The 15,052-nt window shown below is 61.8% G+C and carries 14 protein-coding genes; 9 read left to right on the top strand and 5 right to left on the bottom strand.

What is annotated here, in order from left to right; genetic code table 11:
• Positions 1–112: 112 nt before the first annotated feature.
• From C4J83_RS13795 to C4J83_RS13785, 3 genes are all read left to right on the top strand, one after another.
• Positions 113–1,492, top strand: a complete 1,380-nt coding sequence (locus C4J83_RS13795) for an NAD-dependent succinate-semialdehyde dehydrogenase (protein ID WP_124417313.1) — start codon at positions 113–115, stop codon at positions 1,490–1,492.
• Between the two features lie 111 nt (positions 1,493–1,603).
• Entirely contained in the window at positions 1,604–2,512 is a 909-nt protein-coding gene (locus C4J83_RS13790) for a LysR substrate-binding domain-containing protein (protein WP_106577974.1), read from the top strand.
• A complete protein-coding gene (locus C4J83_RS13785) occupies positions 2,509–2,865 on the top strand; it encodes an MmcQ/YjbR family DNA-binding protein (RefSeq protein WP_106577973.1) in 357 nt (118 codons plus the stop codon). The genes C4J83_RS13790 and C4J83_RS13785 overlap by 4 nt, the downstream gene beginning before the upstream one ends.
• Here the strand turns inward: C4J83_RS13785 and C4J83_RS13780 are convergent.
• Together C4J83_RS13780 and C4J83_RS13775 are read right to left on the bottom strand one after the other, a co-directional pair.
• Positions 2,854–3,237 carry a DUF1294 domain-containing protein gene (locus C4J83_RS13780; RefSeq protein ID WP_106577972.1) on the bottom strand — a complete coding sequence of 128 codons (384 nt, stop codon included), beginning with the start codon at positions 3,235–3,237 and terminating at the stop codon, positions 2,854–2,856. The two genes, C4J83_RS13785 and C4J83_RS13780, sit on opposite strands and share 12 nt — an antisense overlap.
• The gene (locus C4J83_RS13775; RefSeq protein ID WP_106577971.1) at positions 3,234–4,064 is read right to left on the bottom strand and encodes an undecaprenyl-diphosphate phosphatase; all 831 of its coding nucleotides are present in this window, start codon (positions 4,062–4,064) and stop codon (positions 3,234–3,236) included. Before C4J83_RS13775 ends, C4J83_RS13780 begins: the two co-directional genes overlap by 4 nt.
• Before the next feature lie 229 nt (positions 4,065–4,293).
• Here C4J83_RS13775 and C4J83_RS13770 point away from each other — a divergent pair, with 229 nt between their 5' ends.
• The 4 genes from C4J83_RS13770 to C4J83_RS13740 all read left to right on the top strand — a co-directional run bounded on the left by C4J83_RS13770 (position 4,294) and on the right by C4J83_RS13740 (position 10,036).
• On the top strand, positions 4,294–5,928 hold the full coding sequence (locus C4J83_RS13770; protein WP_106577970.1) for a methyl-accepting chemotaxis protein: 1,635 nt from the start codon (positions 4,294–4,296) through the stop codon (positions 5,926–5,928).
• Between the two features lie 1,435 nt (positions 5,929–7,363).
• A complete protein-coding gene (pnuC, locus tag C4J83_RS13750) occupies positions 7,364–7,927 on the top strand; it encodes a nicotinamide riboside transporter PnuC (protein ID WP_124417309.1) in 564 nt (187 codons plus the stop codon).
• A complete protein-coding gene (locus tag C4J83_RS13745; RefSeq protein WP_124418867.1) occupies positions 7,924–8,445 on the top strand; it encodes an AAA family ATPase in 522 nt (173 codons plus the stop codon). Before pnuC ends, C4J83_RS13745 begins: the two co-directional genes overlap by 4 nt.
• Positions 8,446–8,527: 82 nt before the next feature.
• Entirely contained in the window at positions 8,528–10,036 is a 1,509-nt protein-coding gene (locus C4J83_RS13740; RefSeq protein ID WP_124417308.1) for an FAD-dependent oxidoreductase, read from the top strand.
• Here C4J83_RS13740 and xth read toward each other — a convergent pair.
• Positions 10,033–10,827, bottom strand: coding sequence for an exodeoxyribonuclease III (xth, locus tag C4J83_RS13735; RefSeq protein WP_124417307.1), 795 nt, complete (start codon positions 10,825–10,827; stop codon positions 10,033–10,035). The genes C4J83_RS13740 and xth overlap by 4 nt on opposite strands.
• 53 nt (positions 10,828–10,880) lie before the next feature.
• Complete coding sequence (locus C4J83_RS13730; protein ID WP_119739614.1) at positions 10,881–11,321, bottom strand: MarR family winged helix-turn-helix transcriptional regulator; 441 nt, start codon at positions 11,319–11,321, stop codon at positions 10,881–10,883.
• Positions 11,322–11,396: 75 nt separating this feature from the next.
• Here C4J83_RS13730 and C4J83_RS13725 point away from each other — a divergent pair, with 75 nt between their 5' ends.
• Entirely contained in the window at positions 11,397–12,518 is a 1,122-nt protein-coding gene (locus tag C4J83_RS13725) for an FAD-dependent oxidoreductase (protein WP_124417306.1), read from the top strand.
• Here the strand turns inward: C4J83_RS13725 and ggt are convergent.
• Entirely contained in the window at positions 12,512–14,236 is a 1,725-nt protein-coding gene (gene ggt / locus C4J83_RS13720) for a gamma-glutamyltransferase (protein WP_124417305.1), read from the bottom strand. The two genes, C4J83_RS13725 and ggt, sit on opposite strands and share 7 nt — an antisense overlap.
• Before the next feature lie 159 nt (positions 14,237–14,395).
• On the opposite strand from ggt, the gene C4J83_RS13715 reads away from it, so the two are divergent.
• Positions 14,396–15,043, top strand: coding sequence for a TetR/AcrR family transcriptional regulator (locus tag C4J83_RS13715; RefSeq protein WP_124417304.1), 648 nt, complete (start codon positions 14,396–14,398; stop codon positions 15,041–15,043).
• The last annotated feature ends 9 nt before the right edge of the window (positions 15,044–15,052 follow it).

The raw sequence follows: 15,052 nt of genomic DNA, 5'->3' as shown, positions 1-15,052 counted from the left end.
CCGTGGCTATGCACTCATAGGAATAGGCAATCAGCAGATTGGTTTGGATATTCGCTCAAACCGCCCGTTTCCGTAGCCTGAAACACCACGTTCAGCCCTCGGAGATGCCCTCATGCTTATCGTCTACAACCCCGCCACCGGTGAAGAAATCGGCCGCGTTGCCAAGAACACCTCGGCTGAGGTCAAAGCGGCGGTCGACCGCACCTGCGCGGCGTTCCCTGAATGGTCTTCCACGCTCGCCAGGGAGCGCAGCGAGATCCTGCGCCGCTGGCACGACGCCGTTAAGGCTGACAAGGAAGCCTTTGCCGAACTGCTGTGCCGCGAAAATGGCAAGTGCCTCACCGAAGCCCGGGGCGAGATCGATTACGGCCTGGGTTTTATCGAGTGGTACGCCGAAGAAGCCAAGCGCGTGTACGGCGACACCCTGCCCACCCACGACCGCAACGCCAACGTGCTGGTGACCAAGGAAGCCATTGGCCCTGTCGCGGCAATCACCCCGTGGAATTTCCCGTTCATGATGATCACGCGCAAAGTCGCCACAGCCTTGGCGGCGGGTTGCACCATGGTCATCAAACCTGCCGAAGACACGCCGCTCACCGCCTTCAAGCTGCTGGAATACGCGCGCAAGGCCGGTATCGAACCCGGCGTGCTGGAAGTGGTGGTCGGCGATCCCAGGGAGATCGGCCTGATCTTCACCGGCGACCCGCGTATTCGCAAAATCACCTTTACCGGCTCCACCGCTGTCGGCAAATTGCTTGCGGCGCAATGCGCGGCCACCCTCAAGAAAATGACCCTGGAACTGGGCGGCAACGCGCCGTTTATCGTGTTCGAGGACGCCAACCTGGATGAGGCCGTCAAGGGCCTGGTCAGCGCCAAACTGCGCAACAGCGGGCAGGTTTGCATCTCGCCAAACCGGATTTTTGTGCAGCACAGCATCCTCGACGAGTTCGTCCAACGGGTGCAGGCGGCCGTTGCCAAAATCGACGTGGATCAAGGCCTGCGCGAAGACTTTGTGGTCGGGCCGCTGGTCAATCAACTGGGTTTTGACAAAGTCGTCCGCCTGGTGGAAGACGCCAAGGCCGCCGGCGCCAGCGTGCTGATGGGCGGCAAGCCCCATGCCAGGGGCGGGTTGTTCTACGAACCCACCGTGTTGATCGGTTTGCGCGACGACTCGCCGCTGGCCACTGAGGAAATCTTCGGGCCGGTGTTCGCCTTCTATTCATTCAAGGATGAAGAGGAAGTCATCGCGCGCGCCAACCAGACCGAGTTTGGCCTGGTGGCGTATGCCTACACCCGCGCGCTGGGGCGTTCGCTAAGGCTGTCGCGCCAACTGGAGGCTGGGATGGTCATCCTCAATTCCGGTTCGGTCGGCACCGCGTCGATTCCATTTGGCGGTATCAAGCAATCCGGCTACGGCCGTGAGGGCAGCTATTACGGGATCGAAGAGTACGTGCATGTGAAGTATGTGCTGATGGCGGGCGCGCAGTTCTAAGCGTTTAATCGCGTCCACAGCGAGTCGCCACACGGCGCTCGCTTTTTTGTAGTGGATTTGCCCTCGCCAGACGCGGATAGTTCGTCCCACTGACAGGACAATAGGTTGACCATGCAAGACCTCAACGACCTCTACTATTTCGCCAAAGTCGTCGAGGCCGGCGGCTTTGCGGCGGCCGGCCGGCTGCTGGGGATTCCCAAGTCACGGCTGTCACGGCGTATTGCCGAGCTGGAAGAACGCCTCGGCGCGCGCCTGTTGCAGCGCACCACCCGCCAATTGACCCTCACTGCGGTCGGCGAGCGTTATTTGCGCCATTGCCAGGCGATGCTGCTGGAAGCGGAAATGGCCGACGAGGCCGTGGCCAGTATGTCCAGCGAACCGCGCGGGCGCCTGCGGGTCAGTTGCCCGGTGGGCATGGCCCAGCACATGTTGCCGGACATGGTTGCCGGTTTTCTCGCCGCCCACCCGCTGGTGCAGCTGGAGATGACGCTGGTGAACCGCCGTGTCGACCTGGTGGCTGAGGGCATCGACGTGGCCCTGCGCGTGCGCGAGTCGGGCGATGAAGACCCGCTGCTGGTGACCAAGCGCCTGCGCCAGGCCCAGACCCTGCTGGTGGCCAGCCCTGAATTCATCCAGGGTCGGCACATCGACAGCCTCGAAGACCTCAAACAACTGCCGGTGCTCGGCGCGCTGGAGGCCGACCGCCTGGTCCACCTGCGCCTGATCGACCCGCAAGGCAACGCTCAGGACCTCGCGCTGGAGGCCCGCCTGGGCATCGACGACTTCATCGTGCGCAAGGCCTGTGCCCTCAAAGGCCTGGGTTTCACCGTCTTGCCGATGATGTACTGCGAAGAGGAATTGGCCAGCGGCCAGTTGGTGCAGCTGCTGCCGCAATGGTCGTCGCCGGGCGGCTGGTTGCAGGCGGTGTACCCGCATCGCCGTGGCGTACTGCCGGCCATTCGTGCCTGGATCGACTACCTGGAAGAAGCCTTCAAGGGCTGCGGAGACCGCTTGCTATGAAAATGACTGAAGCACACGTCGCCGCCTTCTGCCTGAGCCTGCCCGGCGCGCGGGAAGACTATAAATGGGGCGGCGTGCGGGTGTTCTCGATCGCCGGCAACAAGATGTTCGCCCTGCAGAACCTGCGGGGCGAATCGCTGGCGTTCAAGGTCGACAAGGACCTGTTCCTCGGCCATGTCGACCGCCCCGGCATCCACCCGGCGCCTTACCTGGCGCGGGCACAGTGGATCATCATGAACACGCCCTACCCGCTGGGCGCCGAGGAACTGCGTGGCCTGTTGCGGCGTTCTCACCAATTGGTGGTGAGCAAACTGCCCAAGCGCACGCAGATCGGGCTGTTGCTAGAAGATTGAAAGCAGCGTGCCGCCCAGGAATAACTGGTCGAGCCAGAACACCTCGTGCAGCAACACGATGACCCAGAACAGCACCTGGTACGACACCTTGCGCGTCTTGTGGCGGAACACCTGCTGGGCGATCAACGCCCCGGGCCACCCGCCGGCCAGTTCCACGGCGTGCAGGATGTTTTCGCGAACGCGCGGGCCTGCTGTCTCAGCCTTGCGCTTGTCACCCCAGTAAAGAAAAAACGCCACCACGCTGACCACGCCATAAGCGGCCAGCGGGATCACTGTCTCACCGCGATGCCACACCAGCGCCGCCCCCAGCAGCGGCGCGGCGCACAGCAGCACAAAGATCAGCGCCTTGAGGCGCGGATGCTGAATGTTCATGGCTTGACCGCCGACCAGTCGATCCAGCCGAACTGCCAGGTCGCCAGGATCAGCACACCGAACGCGATGCGATACCAGGCAAAGGCCGCATAGCTGTGGCTGGCGATGAACTTGAGCAAGGCCTTGACCGCGATCATCGCAAAGATGAACGAGGTGACAAACCCGATGGCAAACACCGGCAGGTCATCGGGCTGGAACAAGTGACGGTACTTGTAGCCCGAATACAGGGCCGCGCCGACCATGGTTGGCATCGCCAGAAAAAACGAAAACTCGGTGGCGGTCTTGCGCGACAGGCCGAACAACAGGCCGCCAATGATGGTGGCGCCGGAGCGTGAGGTGCCCGGAATCATCGCCAGGCACTGGGCCACACCGACCTTGAGCGCGTCTTTCCAGGTGATCTGATCCACGGTTTCAGCATGGACCGCATGCTGGCGGCGCTCGGCCCACAACATGATCACGCCGCCCACGACCAGGGCGGTGGCCACGGTGATCGGGTTGAACAGGTAGTGCTTGATCAGGTCGGCAAAAATCACCCCCAGCACGATGGCCGGCGCCACCGCGATGATCAGGTTAGCCGTAAACCGCCGGGCACTGGGCTGGGTCGGCAAGCCGATGACCACGTCGAGAATCTTGCGCCGAAACTCCCAGACCACTGCCAGGATCGCGCCCAATTGAATGATGATGTTGAACGCCTCAAAGCGTTCGCCGCCGAAGCCGATCAAGTCGGCGACGATGATCTGGTGCCCGGTGCTGGAAATGGGCAGGAACTCTGTCAGCCCCTCCACCACGCCAAGAATCAATGCCTGTATGGCGGTCCAAAAATCCATGTATCCCCCAAAGGTCATGCCTGTCGGCATGCCTTGACTGTCTTTTTAATAGTTCACTGACGACAAGCGCACTCAAGTTCCGGTGCTGATTTTCAACATCGGTCTGCAAAAATTTCGTGAAAAATCAGGGAGTACTCAGGTTTTTCAATTACAGGCCGAAAGCCTATCAGACAAGCCGGAAATGTCGATGCAGCGCCCACAATTATAAAAAGCATGGAGTGACAGGACGATGAACAGTTTGCGCAGCATGTCGATCAGCCGCCGCCTCTGGCTGATCCTGATAGTCGCCGTGTTGATGCTGCTGACGTTGGGGCTGTTGATGCTCAAGCAGATCCATGGCGACCTTTACCAGGCCAAACGTCAGCAGACCCAGCACGTGGTGCAGACCGCCAGCGGGGTGCTGGCCTATTACCAGAACCTTGAGAAAACCGGCGTGCTCAGCCGTGAAGCCGCGCAGCAGCAGGCCCTGAGCGCGGTGCGTGGCCTGCGCTACGACCACGACGATTACTTCTGGATCAATGACCTGACGCCCGTGATGATCATGCACGCGGCCAACCCCAAGCTGGATGGCCAGAACCTCTCGGCGATCCGCGACCCGGACGGTTTTGCGGTGTTCAACGAATTCGTGATCCTGGCCAAGGCCAAGGGCGCCGGCATCGTCAACTATCGCTGGCCCAAACCTGGCGCCGAAGCGCCCGTGGAGAAAACCTCGTACATCCAGCTGTTCGAACCCTGGGGCTGGATTATCGGCTCCGGCGTGTACGTGGATGATGTGCAGGCCGAGTTCACGGGCCAGGTGTGGAAGGCCTCGCTGATTGGCCTGGGCATCGCCCTGCTGATGGCCGTGTTGGTCACCCTGATTGCGCGCAGCATCGTGACGCCGTTGCAGGCGGCGGTGAACGCCATGGCCAATATCGCCAGTGGCGAAAGCGACCTGACGCGCAGCCTCGACACCCACGGGCGCGACGAAGTCACCCAGTTGTCTCGGCACTTCAACAGCTTTACCGCCAAGCTGCGCCAGGTGGTTGGCCAGTTGCAGGTGTGCGCCAATGCGTTGGGCCAGTCGTCCACGGAATTGGGCAACAACGCCAGCCAGGCGCATGACCGCAGCCAGCAGCAGTCGCAGCAGATGGAGCTGGTGGCGACGGCGATCAATGAAGTCACCTACGGCGTGCAGGACGTGGCGAAAAACGCCGAACATGCCGCCAGTGAGATGCGCGATGCCCAGGCCCAGGCGCAGCAGGGCCAGGTGAATATTGACGGTAGTTTGCAGCAGATCGACCAGCTTTCCGGCACCATCAGCCAGGCTGTGGAGGTGATTCGCACCTTGTCCAGCGAGAGCACGCAGATTGGTGGTGTGCTGGAAGTGATCCGCTCCATCGCTGACCAGACCAACCTGCTGGCGCTTAACGCGGCCATTGAGGCCGCACGCGCCGGGGAGCAGGGCCGTGGGTTTGCGGTGGTCGCCGATGAAGTGCGGCTGCTGGCTCAGCGTACACAAAAATCCACTGCTGAAATCCAAGTGATGATTGAGCGTCTGCAGGGGCACTCGGAAGCGGCGGTCAAGGTGATCAGTGACAGCCATAGCGCTTCGCAGCTGACGATTGAACAGGCTGGGCAGGCCGGTGCCAGTCTTAACGCCATTGGTCAGGCGTTGCGTAACCTCAACGGGCTGAATGCCTCGATTGCCAGCGCGACCTTGCAACAGGCGCATGTGGTGGAGGATATCAACCAGAACGTCACCCAGGCGGCCGGGTTGTCTCACAGCACTGCGCTGGCGGCGGAGCAATCCAGCGTGGCGAGTGCGCATTTGCGTGGGTTGAGTGAGGAGTTGGACGGGTTGCTGCGGCAGTTCAAGGTTTAGCTTTTTTTTGGCGGGGGGTGGGTGTACATATCCGTTGTTTGGGTGATGGCCGCTTTGGGTTCCGCCCTTACGGCGGGTCACTTTGGAAAAGCCCCAAAGTAACCAAAGGGCTCTTGCCCCACCACTCGGCACCTCGCTTGGGCTCGGTGTGCCCGAACGAAGGCTTGAATCCGTGGGCCGCCGTGACGGGCCATCCATGGCCCAACACGGCTAACCCGGCGTCCTGCCGGGTTACCCACGGATTCAAGCCTGCGTTCGGCCAGCGTGGTTTAACGGGGCGCCTGAGATCAAAATCAAAAGCAAAGCACGGCGGCCTAGTAGCCGACCTGAGTGGTTAGATCAAAAGCGAAAGCGAGGCGGCCTGACAGCCGACCTGATCCTTGAAGCTGAACTCAATCAAAGGTGGGAGCTGGCTTGCCTGCGATGGCATCAACTGGTTGTGCCTGATACACCGAGGTGCCTGCATCGCAGGCAAGCCAGCTCCCACAGAAAGGCAAAGCAGCACGGTGCTGGCGGTCTGTACCCGGTCAAACTGTGGGAGCGGGCTTGCTCGCGAATGCGGTGGTTCAGTCAGCTCATAGGTCACTGGCACACCGCCTTCGCGAGCAAGCCCGCTCCCACAGTTGATGCTCGAGTGGTAGAAGCAAAAGCAAAACCGAGGCGGCCTGACAGCCGACCTGATCTTGAGAGCTGAACCCAATTCAATGTGGGAGCTGGCTTGCCTGCGATGGCATCAACTGGTTGTGCCTGATACACCGAGGTGCCTGCATCTCAGGCAAGCCAGCTCCCACAGAAAAGCAAAGCAGTGCGGTGCTGGCTGCTGAACGCAGTCAACTTGTGGGAGCGGGCTTGCTCGCGAATGAGGTGGTTCAGTCAGCTCATGGGTCGCTGGCACACCGCCTTCGCGAGCAAGCCCGCTCCCACAGTTGGTGCTCGAGTGGTAGAAGCAAAAGCAAAGCCGAGGCGGCCTGACAGCCGACCTGATCTTGAGAGCTCAACCCAATTCAATGTGGGAGCTGGCTTGCCTGCGATGGCATCAACTGGTTGTGCCTGATACACCGAGGTGCCTGCATCGCAGGCAAGCCAGCTCCCACAGAAAAGCAAAGCAGTGCGGTGCTGGCTGCTGAACGCAGTCAACTTGTGGGAGCGGGCTTGCTCGCGAAGGCGGTGGTTCAGTCAGCTCATGGGTCACTGGCACACCGCCTTCGCGAGCAAGCCCGCTCCCACAGTTGATGCTCAGTACATCTGGTGATGGGGTGTTGCTCGGCTTCTGCCACGCACGCCGTGCTCTGCTTTTGATTTTGATCTCAAGCGCCTCGTCAAACCACGCCAGCCGCCATGACCGCAGCAATGTGTATACCTCCACATCCGCGTTTAAACATTCCTCACCTCTGGTTACAATTAGCGCCCTCTCCCACTCTCCCAAGGAACCGCCATGTCCGGGCTTGAATTGTTCGCCGCCGCCCTGGGGGTGATCGCTGTCTGGCTGACGGTCAAACAAAACCCCTGGTGCTGGCCCATCGGCCTGGTCATGGTGTTGCTCTACACCTGGGTGTTCTTCGACGTAAAGCTCTATTCCGACATGCTCCTGCAAGTGGTCTACGCCGCCCTGCAACTTTACGGCTGGTGGCAATGGACCCGCGCCGGCGAGGTCAAGCAAGGCCGCCAGGTCACGAGCCTCGGCGTGCCCGCGATCATGAGCAGCCTGGCCGTCGGCGCCGTCTTCAGCCTGCTGCTTGGCTCGGCCATGGCCCACTGGACCGACGCCGCCCAGCCGTGGCTCGACGCCGCCCTCACCGGCTTCAGCCTGGTGGCGCAAATGTGGATGGCGCAAAAACGCGTGCAATGCTGGCCACTGTGGATCGCCGTGGACATGATCTTCGTCGGCCTGTTCCTCTACAAAGGCCTGTACCTCACCGCCGCGCTTTATGCCCTGTTCACCGCGATTGCCGTGCAAGGCTGGCGTGAATGGCGCAGCGACGCGGCGTTGCACGCATGAAAGTGGTGGTACTGGCAGGCCCCGAATCCAGCGGCAAAAGCTGGCTGGCGGCTGAACTGCATGCACACTTTGGCGGGCTGATGGTTGGCGAATACGTGCGGTATTTCATCGACCATCACCAACGCGACACCACCCTGGCGGATATTCCGGCGATCGCCCGCGGCCAGCTGGCCTGGGAAGACGCTGCCCGCGCCGAACAGCCCAACCTGCTGGTGCTCGATACTCACCTGTTGACCAACAAACTGTGGAGCCAGACGCTGTTCGGCGACTACCCGGCCTGGCTGGACGACGAACTCCTGGCCCGGCATTACGACCTGCATCTGCTGCTGTCTCCCGAGGATGTGGAGTGGACCGCCGACGGCCAGCGCTGCCAACCGGAACTGGCTGATCGTCGGGCGTTTTTCCAGGGCAGCCTGGCGTGGATCGAACAGCACCAGCAGCCCGCCGTGGTGATTGGCGGCGATTGGCAAGCGCGGCGTGACAAGGCATTTGAAGCGGTGGCGCAACTGCTGGCGTAAGGCCCGATCCTGAGTACCGACCATCGGGTCAACGCAGTCCCTTTCCTTCGGCGCCAGTCAATCTTCTAAAGGAGATTGGCCTATGAACATGCGCATTGTTGCTCGCCTGATTAACTTGCCGGAAAACCGTGGCGTTCGCGTCACCGCGGCAAAGCATCCTGTCTTGCTGGTGCGTGTCGGCGACCGGGTGCGCGCCTTCCAGGCCGACTGCCCGCACGCCGGCGCTCCGCTGGAAGAAGGTGTGATCTGTAACGGGCGGATCATCTGCCCCTGGCACAAAGCGGCGTTTGCCGTGGACAGTGGCGCCGTCATCGAACCTCCGGCACTGGTCGGGCTCACGCAATACCCGGTGCAGGTGCACGATGGCGTGGTCAGTGTTGGCGACGAGCCCATCGCCGCCGAAGCCGCGCCGGCGCGGGATGAACACCGCTGTTTTGCGGTCATCGGCGCTGGCGCGGCAGGCACTGCCGCCGTGGCGACGTTGCATCAGCAGGGCTTCAGCGGACGATTGCTGTGGATCGACCGCGAACAAGCTCCGGCCTACGACCGCACCGCCCTGAGTAAATTCGTGATCGCGGGCCAAATGACGCCCGAAGACACGCCGCCACTGCTGGATAAGCAGCCCATTGGCATTCACGGCGAAGTTCAGCGCCTGGACGCCCACGCCAAACGCATCGAACTCGCCGACGGTCGTCACTTCGACTATGACGCGGCCCTGGTCGCAACCGGAGGCGAAGCGCAACCACTGGACATCCCCGGCGCCGTCTTGAGCCACGTGTTTGTGCTGCGCAGCCGCGAGGATGCAGCGCGAATCGATGAAGCAGCGCAGTCGGCAGCGTGCGCGGTGATTGTCGGCGACAGTTTTATTGGCCTGGAAGCCGCGTCCGCCTTGCGCCAACGGGGCCTGGTGGTGCAGGTGGTCAGCCGCCATGACATTCCTCTCGCTGCGCAATTGGGCAAGCGCATCGGTGCGGCCATTCGCCAATTGCATGAAGACAATGGCGTGATCTTTCACTGCAACACCGAGCCCGAACGCTTCGACGGTCACGGCGCGGTAAGTACCGTGCTGCTTAAAAACGGCAAGCGCCTGGCGGCAGACCTGGTCGTAATGGGCGTTGGCGTCACACCCGCCACGGGCTTTATCCAGGGCGTCGACAAAGCCGAGGATCAGTCGCTGAACGCAGACAGCCATTTACAGGTGGCGCCTGGGTTATGGGCGGCCGGCGACAACGTAACTTTTGCCTGGCGTCAGCAGCCGACACGCATCGAGCACTGGCGCGTGGCCCAGCAACTGGCCGTGCTGGCCGCGCGCAATATGCTTGGAGACACGCAGGTGTACGCCGACGTCCCATTCTTCTGGACCTACCACTTCGACAAAACCTTTGAAGTGCTTGGCCACCCGCAGCACTGGAACCGCCTGCACGTAGAAGGTGATGTGAATCGTCACGACTTCATTGCCTTGCTGTGCCGTGATGATCAAGTGGAAGCCGTGATTGCCTGCGAACATCAGCAAGCCATGGCGCGCCTGTCACAACGCATGCAGCACCCCTTGGGCAAAGCCGAGGCCTTGGCCATTATTCGCGCTGATTAGCGCTTTTTGCGGGTGCTCAGTTGAATCCATGTCGGTGCATGGTCGCTGGCGTGCGGCTCGTTGCGCACCCAGGCGTCCACGCCGGCGTCTTTGAGGTAAGGCTTGAGCGCGGGATTGAGCAGCAGGTGATCGATACGCAGCCCGGAATTGGTCTGCCAGTGCTGACGGAAGTAATCCCAGAAGGTGTAGACGCGCTCTTCGGGGTACAGATGGCGCAGCGAATCGGTCCAACCCTGCTCCAGCAGGCGCTGATAACACGCGCGGCTCTCGGGTTGCAGCAAAGCGTCCTTGAGCCAGGAGCGCGGGTTGTAGATGTCGAGGTCGGTGGGCACCACATTGAAATCCCCGGCCATCAGCACCGGGTGTTCGCTGGCTTGCAGCGCCTGGGCGTAGTCGATGAGCCGTTCGAACCAGGCCAGTTTGTACTCAAATTTCGGCCCAGGCTGCGGGTTGCCATTGGGCAGATACAGGCAACCGACCAACACGCCATGCACCGCGGCTTCCAGGTAACGGCTTTGCGTGTCGCTGTCATCGCCCGGCAATCCGCGCCGGCTTTCCAGCGGCTGGGCATCGCGCGCCAAAATGGCCACGCCGTTCCACGAGGCCTGGCCCAGGCAGATCGCACCGTAGCCGGCTGCTTCGAAGTCGGCATAGGGAAACAGGCTTTGCGGCGCCTTGAGCTCTTGCAGGCAGACAATATCGGGCTGCTCGCGCTCAAGCCATTGCAGCAGGTTGGGCAGACGGGCACGGATGCCGTTGATATTGAAGGTGGCGATTTTCAGCGCTTTCATCGGTCCGGTCCTTTCAGGGCTCTTGGGGTAGAACCTGAAAGCGGCGCGGATGTTCAATCCAAACCACGCTCCAGGTTGGCATTCACGCGCAGCAATAACGCCAGCAGCGTCGCCTCTTCCTCAGCGCTGAAGCCCTGCAGCGCCTGCGCCGTGCCCTGCACCATCACGGCGTAGGCCGCAGGCATGCGTTCACGCACCGCATCGGTGAGGGTGATCAGGCGGCTGCGTTTGTCTGCGGGGTCGACCATGCGCTGGATCATTCCATCACGCTCCATGCGCCCCAGCAGCTGCGCCATGCTCGACTGCTCGACACGGGCGATGCGCACCAATTCAGCCTGGGGCAGACCCTCGCTCTGCTTGAGCGCCACCAGCACCGGAATTTGCGCCACGGCAAACCCCAACGCGCGTAGCTGGCCCTCGTAAAGGCGGATAAAACCGCGGTTGGCGAGACCGATCTGTTGCATGGGATTGGGTGACGGGGTTTGAACATTCATGGGGTCGTTGACTTTCCATAGGAGCCTATGCATCAAATATATAGGATCCTATAAACATCGCCAAGGGCCATTTCAATGATCATTCCAACGCGTATTGCGATTGTCGGCGCCGGTCCTGGCGGATTGACCCTGGCGCAAATCCTCACACGTCATGGCGTTGCCGTCAGCGTGTTCGAGCGCGAACGCGGGCCGCTGGAACGCCCGCAAGGCGGGACGCTCGACCTGCATGTCGACTCCGGCCAACTGGCGCTGCAACGTGCCGGCCTGGAAGACGCCTTCAACCGGATCGCGCGCTACGAAGACCAAGGCTCACGGTTGATGGATCAACACGCTCGCCTGCTGTTCGAAGCCCCCAACCCTGATGCCGGAGACCGCCCGGAGGTCGACCGCACGGCCTTGCGCCAGATCCTGCTGGAGGCGCTGCCCGCAGGCTGTGTGAACTGGGGCGTCGGCATCAGCGCCATTCGCCCGGTCGAGCACGCGCGCTGGACGCTGCACCAGGGCGAGATCAGCCACGGCCCATTCGATCTGGTCGTCGGTGCCGATGGCGCCTGGTCCAAAATCCGGCCGCTGCTGTCGCCTTACGTGCCGCAGTACAGCGGGCTGACGTTTATCGAGTTCGGCATCGATGATGTCGACCGCCAACACCCGCACATCGCCAGGCTGGTCGGTCGCGGCAAGCTGGAAGTCGAAGGCGGCGCCAAGGCGATCATCGTGCAACGCAATGCCAACGCGCACTTGCGCGGCTACGCGATCTTCCGCGTGCCCACCGACTGGGCCGCCGCGCCCCGCAGTGTGTCTGCGCTCAAAGCCCAGTTCGAAGGCTGGCACGCGGACATCCTGGCGTTATTTGAAGCGGCCAACGAAACCGTGCTGACGCGGCACATCTACGCCCTGCCCGTGGGCCATCGCTGGAGCCACCGCCAGGGGTTGACGTTGATTGGGGATGCAGCGCACCTGATGTCGCCATTTGGTGGCGAAGGCGTCAATGCAGCGATGCTCGATGCGGCCGAACTGGCGCAGCATCTGCTCCGGACGCCTGACTGCTCGGCCGCAGTGCAGGCTTATGAAAACCACATGTTCGAGCGTGTGATGCCGGCCGCCAGAGACAGCGCCGAAGGCGCCGCCACCCAGTTATCCCATGACAGCCTGGCGCTGTCCCTGGCTCACCTGCATCACCACCTCATGCCTCAGTAGCCCAGGGACAGGCCGGTATTGCGGCGCGGGTCGTTGGCCCCGTAGAAACGGTTGTTGCCCACCGGCTTGCCACCCAGGGACGGCGCGCCCACCAGGATTGCGGCCAGGTGGTTGGCATCCTGAGGCCCGGCAAACTTGTGGCCCCAGCTCTCGAGGATTTTCTGGGTGTCCGGGCTCACCGCGAAGGTCTCCAGGTTGGTGGTTTCAGGCATCCACTGCTGGTGGAAACGCGGCGCATCGACGGCTTCCTGGATGTTCATCTTGTAGTCGATGACATTCAGGATGGTCAGCAAGGTCGCGGTGATAATCCGGCTGCCCCCTGGCGTACCGACCACCATCACGGCCTTGCCGTCCTTGGTCACGATGGTCGGGCTCATCGACGACAGCGGCGCCTTGCCGGGTGCGATGGCGTTGGCTTCACCCTGGACCAGCCCGTACATATTCGGCACGCCGACCTTGACGGTGAAGTCATCCATTTCATCGTTGAGGATCACGCCGGTCTTGCTCGCCATCACACCGGCACCGAACCAGTCGTTGAGGGTGTAGGTCACCGACACTGCGTTGCCCCACTTGTCGACGATGGAATAGTGCGTGGTGTTGTTGCCTTCATGCGGCGACACGCCCGGCTTGATCGCCTGGGAATCCCCGGCCTTCTGCGGTTCGATGGCCGCGCGCAGCTTGGCGGCGTAGTCCTTGTCCAGCAGGTGGGCGATCGGGTTCTTCACGAAGTCCGGGTCGCCGAGGTAGCTGTTACGGTCCACGTAGGCGTGGCGCATCGCTTCGATCTGATAGTGCAGGCCTTGGGCCGAGTGATAGCCCAGGTCCGCCATCGGGTAGCCTTCGAGGATGTTCATGATCTGGCAGATCACCACGCCGCCCGAGCTCGGCGGCGGTGCCGAGACCACGTGGTAGCCACGGTAATCGCACTCGATGGGCGCCAGTTCGCGGGTCTTGTATTTGTCGAGGTCGGCCTGGGTGATGATGCCCTTGCCGGCCTGGCTGGAGTCCACCAGAGCCTTGGCGACCCAACCTTTATAGAAGCCGTCGGTGCCCTTGGCGGAGATTTCCTTGAGGGTCTTGGCCAGGTCTTTCTGCACCAGTTTCTGGCCGACCTGCATCGGTTGGCCGTTGTGCAGGAAGATCCCGCGCAGGTCTTTGTCTTTCTCGAACTCACCGGTGGCGGTGTGCAGCAGGTCGATATCGCCCTGCTCCAGTTCAAAGCCGTTTTCCGCCAGCTTGATCGCCGGGGCAATCACTTGGGCGCGCTTGAGCGTGCCGTACTTGCTCAGCGCGGTTTCCATGCCGGACACGGTGCCGGGCACGCCGACCGCCAGGTGGCCCTTGGCGCTGAGGCCTTCGACCACCTTGCCGTCTTTGTCCAGGTACATGTCGGCGGTGGCCGCCAGGGGGGCTTTTTCGCGGAAGTCGAGGAAAGTCTTGCGCCCATCCGCCAGTTGCACGGTCATGAAGCCGCCGCCACCGAGGTTACCCGCCGCCGGGTACACCACCGCCAGCGCATAGCCCACGGCCACGGCCGCATCGACTGCGTTGCCGCCGGCCTTGAGCACATCCACCCCCACATGAGTGGCCAAATGCTGGGCGGTGACTACCATGCCGTTTTCACCGGCCACCGGGGCCTGGGAAGCGGCGTGCACACCGCTGACCGTCAGTACCAGAGCGGTGGCGATTAAGGTGCGGCTGAAGGGTTGGTATTTCATCCATGGCTACTCTAGTTATTGGGATGCACCAAAATAGCCCGACTCGGATCCAATCCCCAGCGCAGTGGCGTTTTTATTACAGAACTTGTCGGTCACAGAACGGCCGCGAAAAAGCCCATGCTATATTTCGCGCCCAGACTGGCTGCAAGGCGCGTTGAGATGGTGATCAAGAAGACCGGTATTCGGGCTCAGCAGGCCGACCAGACACGCGCGCGCATCTTGCAGGCGGCGGTCAAGGTGTTCACCCGCGACGGTTACTCCGGCGGGCGCGTCGACGCCATTTCCAAGGAGGCCGACTCCAACGACCGCATGCTTTATTACTATTTCGGCAGCAAGGAACACCTGTTCATCTGCGTGCTGGAACACATCTACGAGCAGTTCAACAAAGCCGAAAGCAAACTCAAGCTCAACCTGGAGGCGCCCGTGCAGGCGCTGCAGGAGCTGGTTGCGTTTATCTGGAATTACTACGTCAAGCATCCGGAATTCGTGGCGATTCTGAGCATCGAGAACCTGCACCAAGGCAAACACGCTCAACAGTCCGGGGAGATGCGCCGATTGTCGGGCGAAGCGGTTGGCGTGCTGAAACCAATCATTGAGGCAGGCCAGGCCCAGGGTGTGTTTCGCCAGGATGTCGACCTCAAGCACGTGTACTTGATGATCGCTTCGCTGTGCTACTTCTATAACTCCAACCGCCATACCCTCAGTTCGTTTCTGGGTGAAGACCTGGCGGATAAGGGGCAGCAGCAGGATTGGCTGGGGTTTATCACTGACTTGGTGCTGAGGGGCGTCTCCCCTGACTCATTATAGAAACCGGCT

This window comes from Pseudomonas sp. LBUM920 (assembly GCF_003852315.1).
Lineage (GTDB): Bacteria > Pseudomonadota > Gammaproteobacteria > Pseudomonadales > Pseudomonadaceae > Aquipseudomonas.
This window is presented reverse-complemented; position numbering and strand designations above follow the sequence as displayed.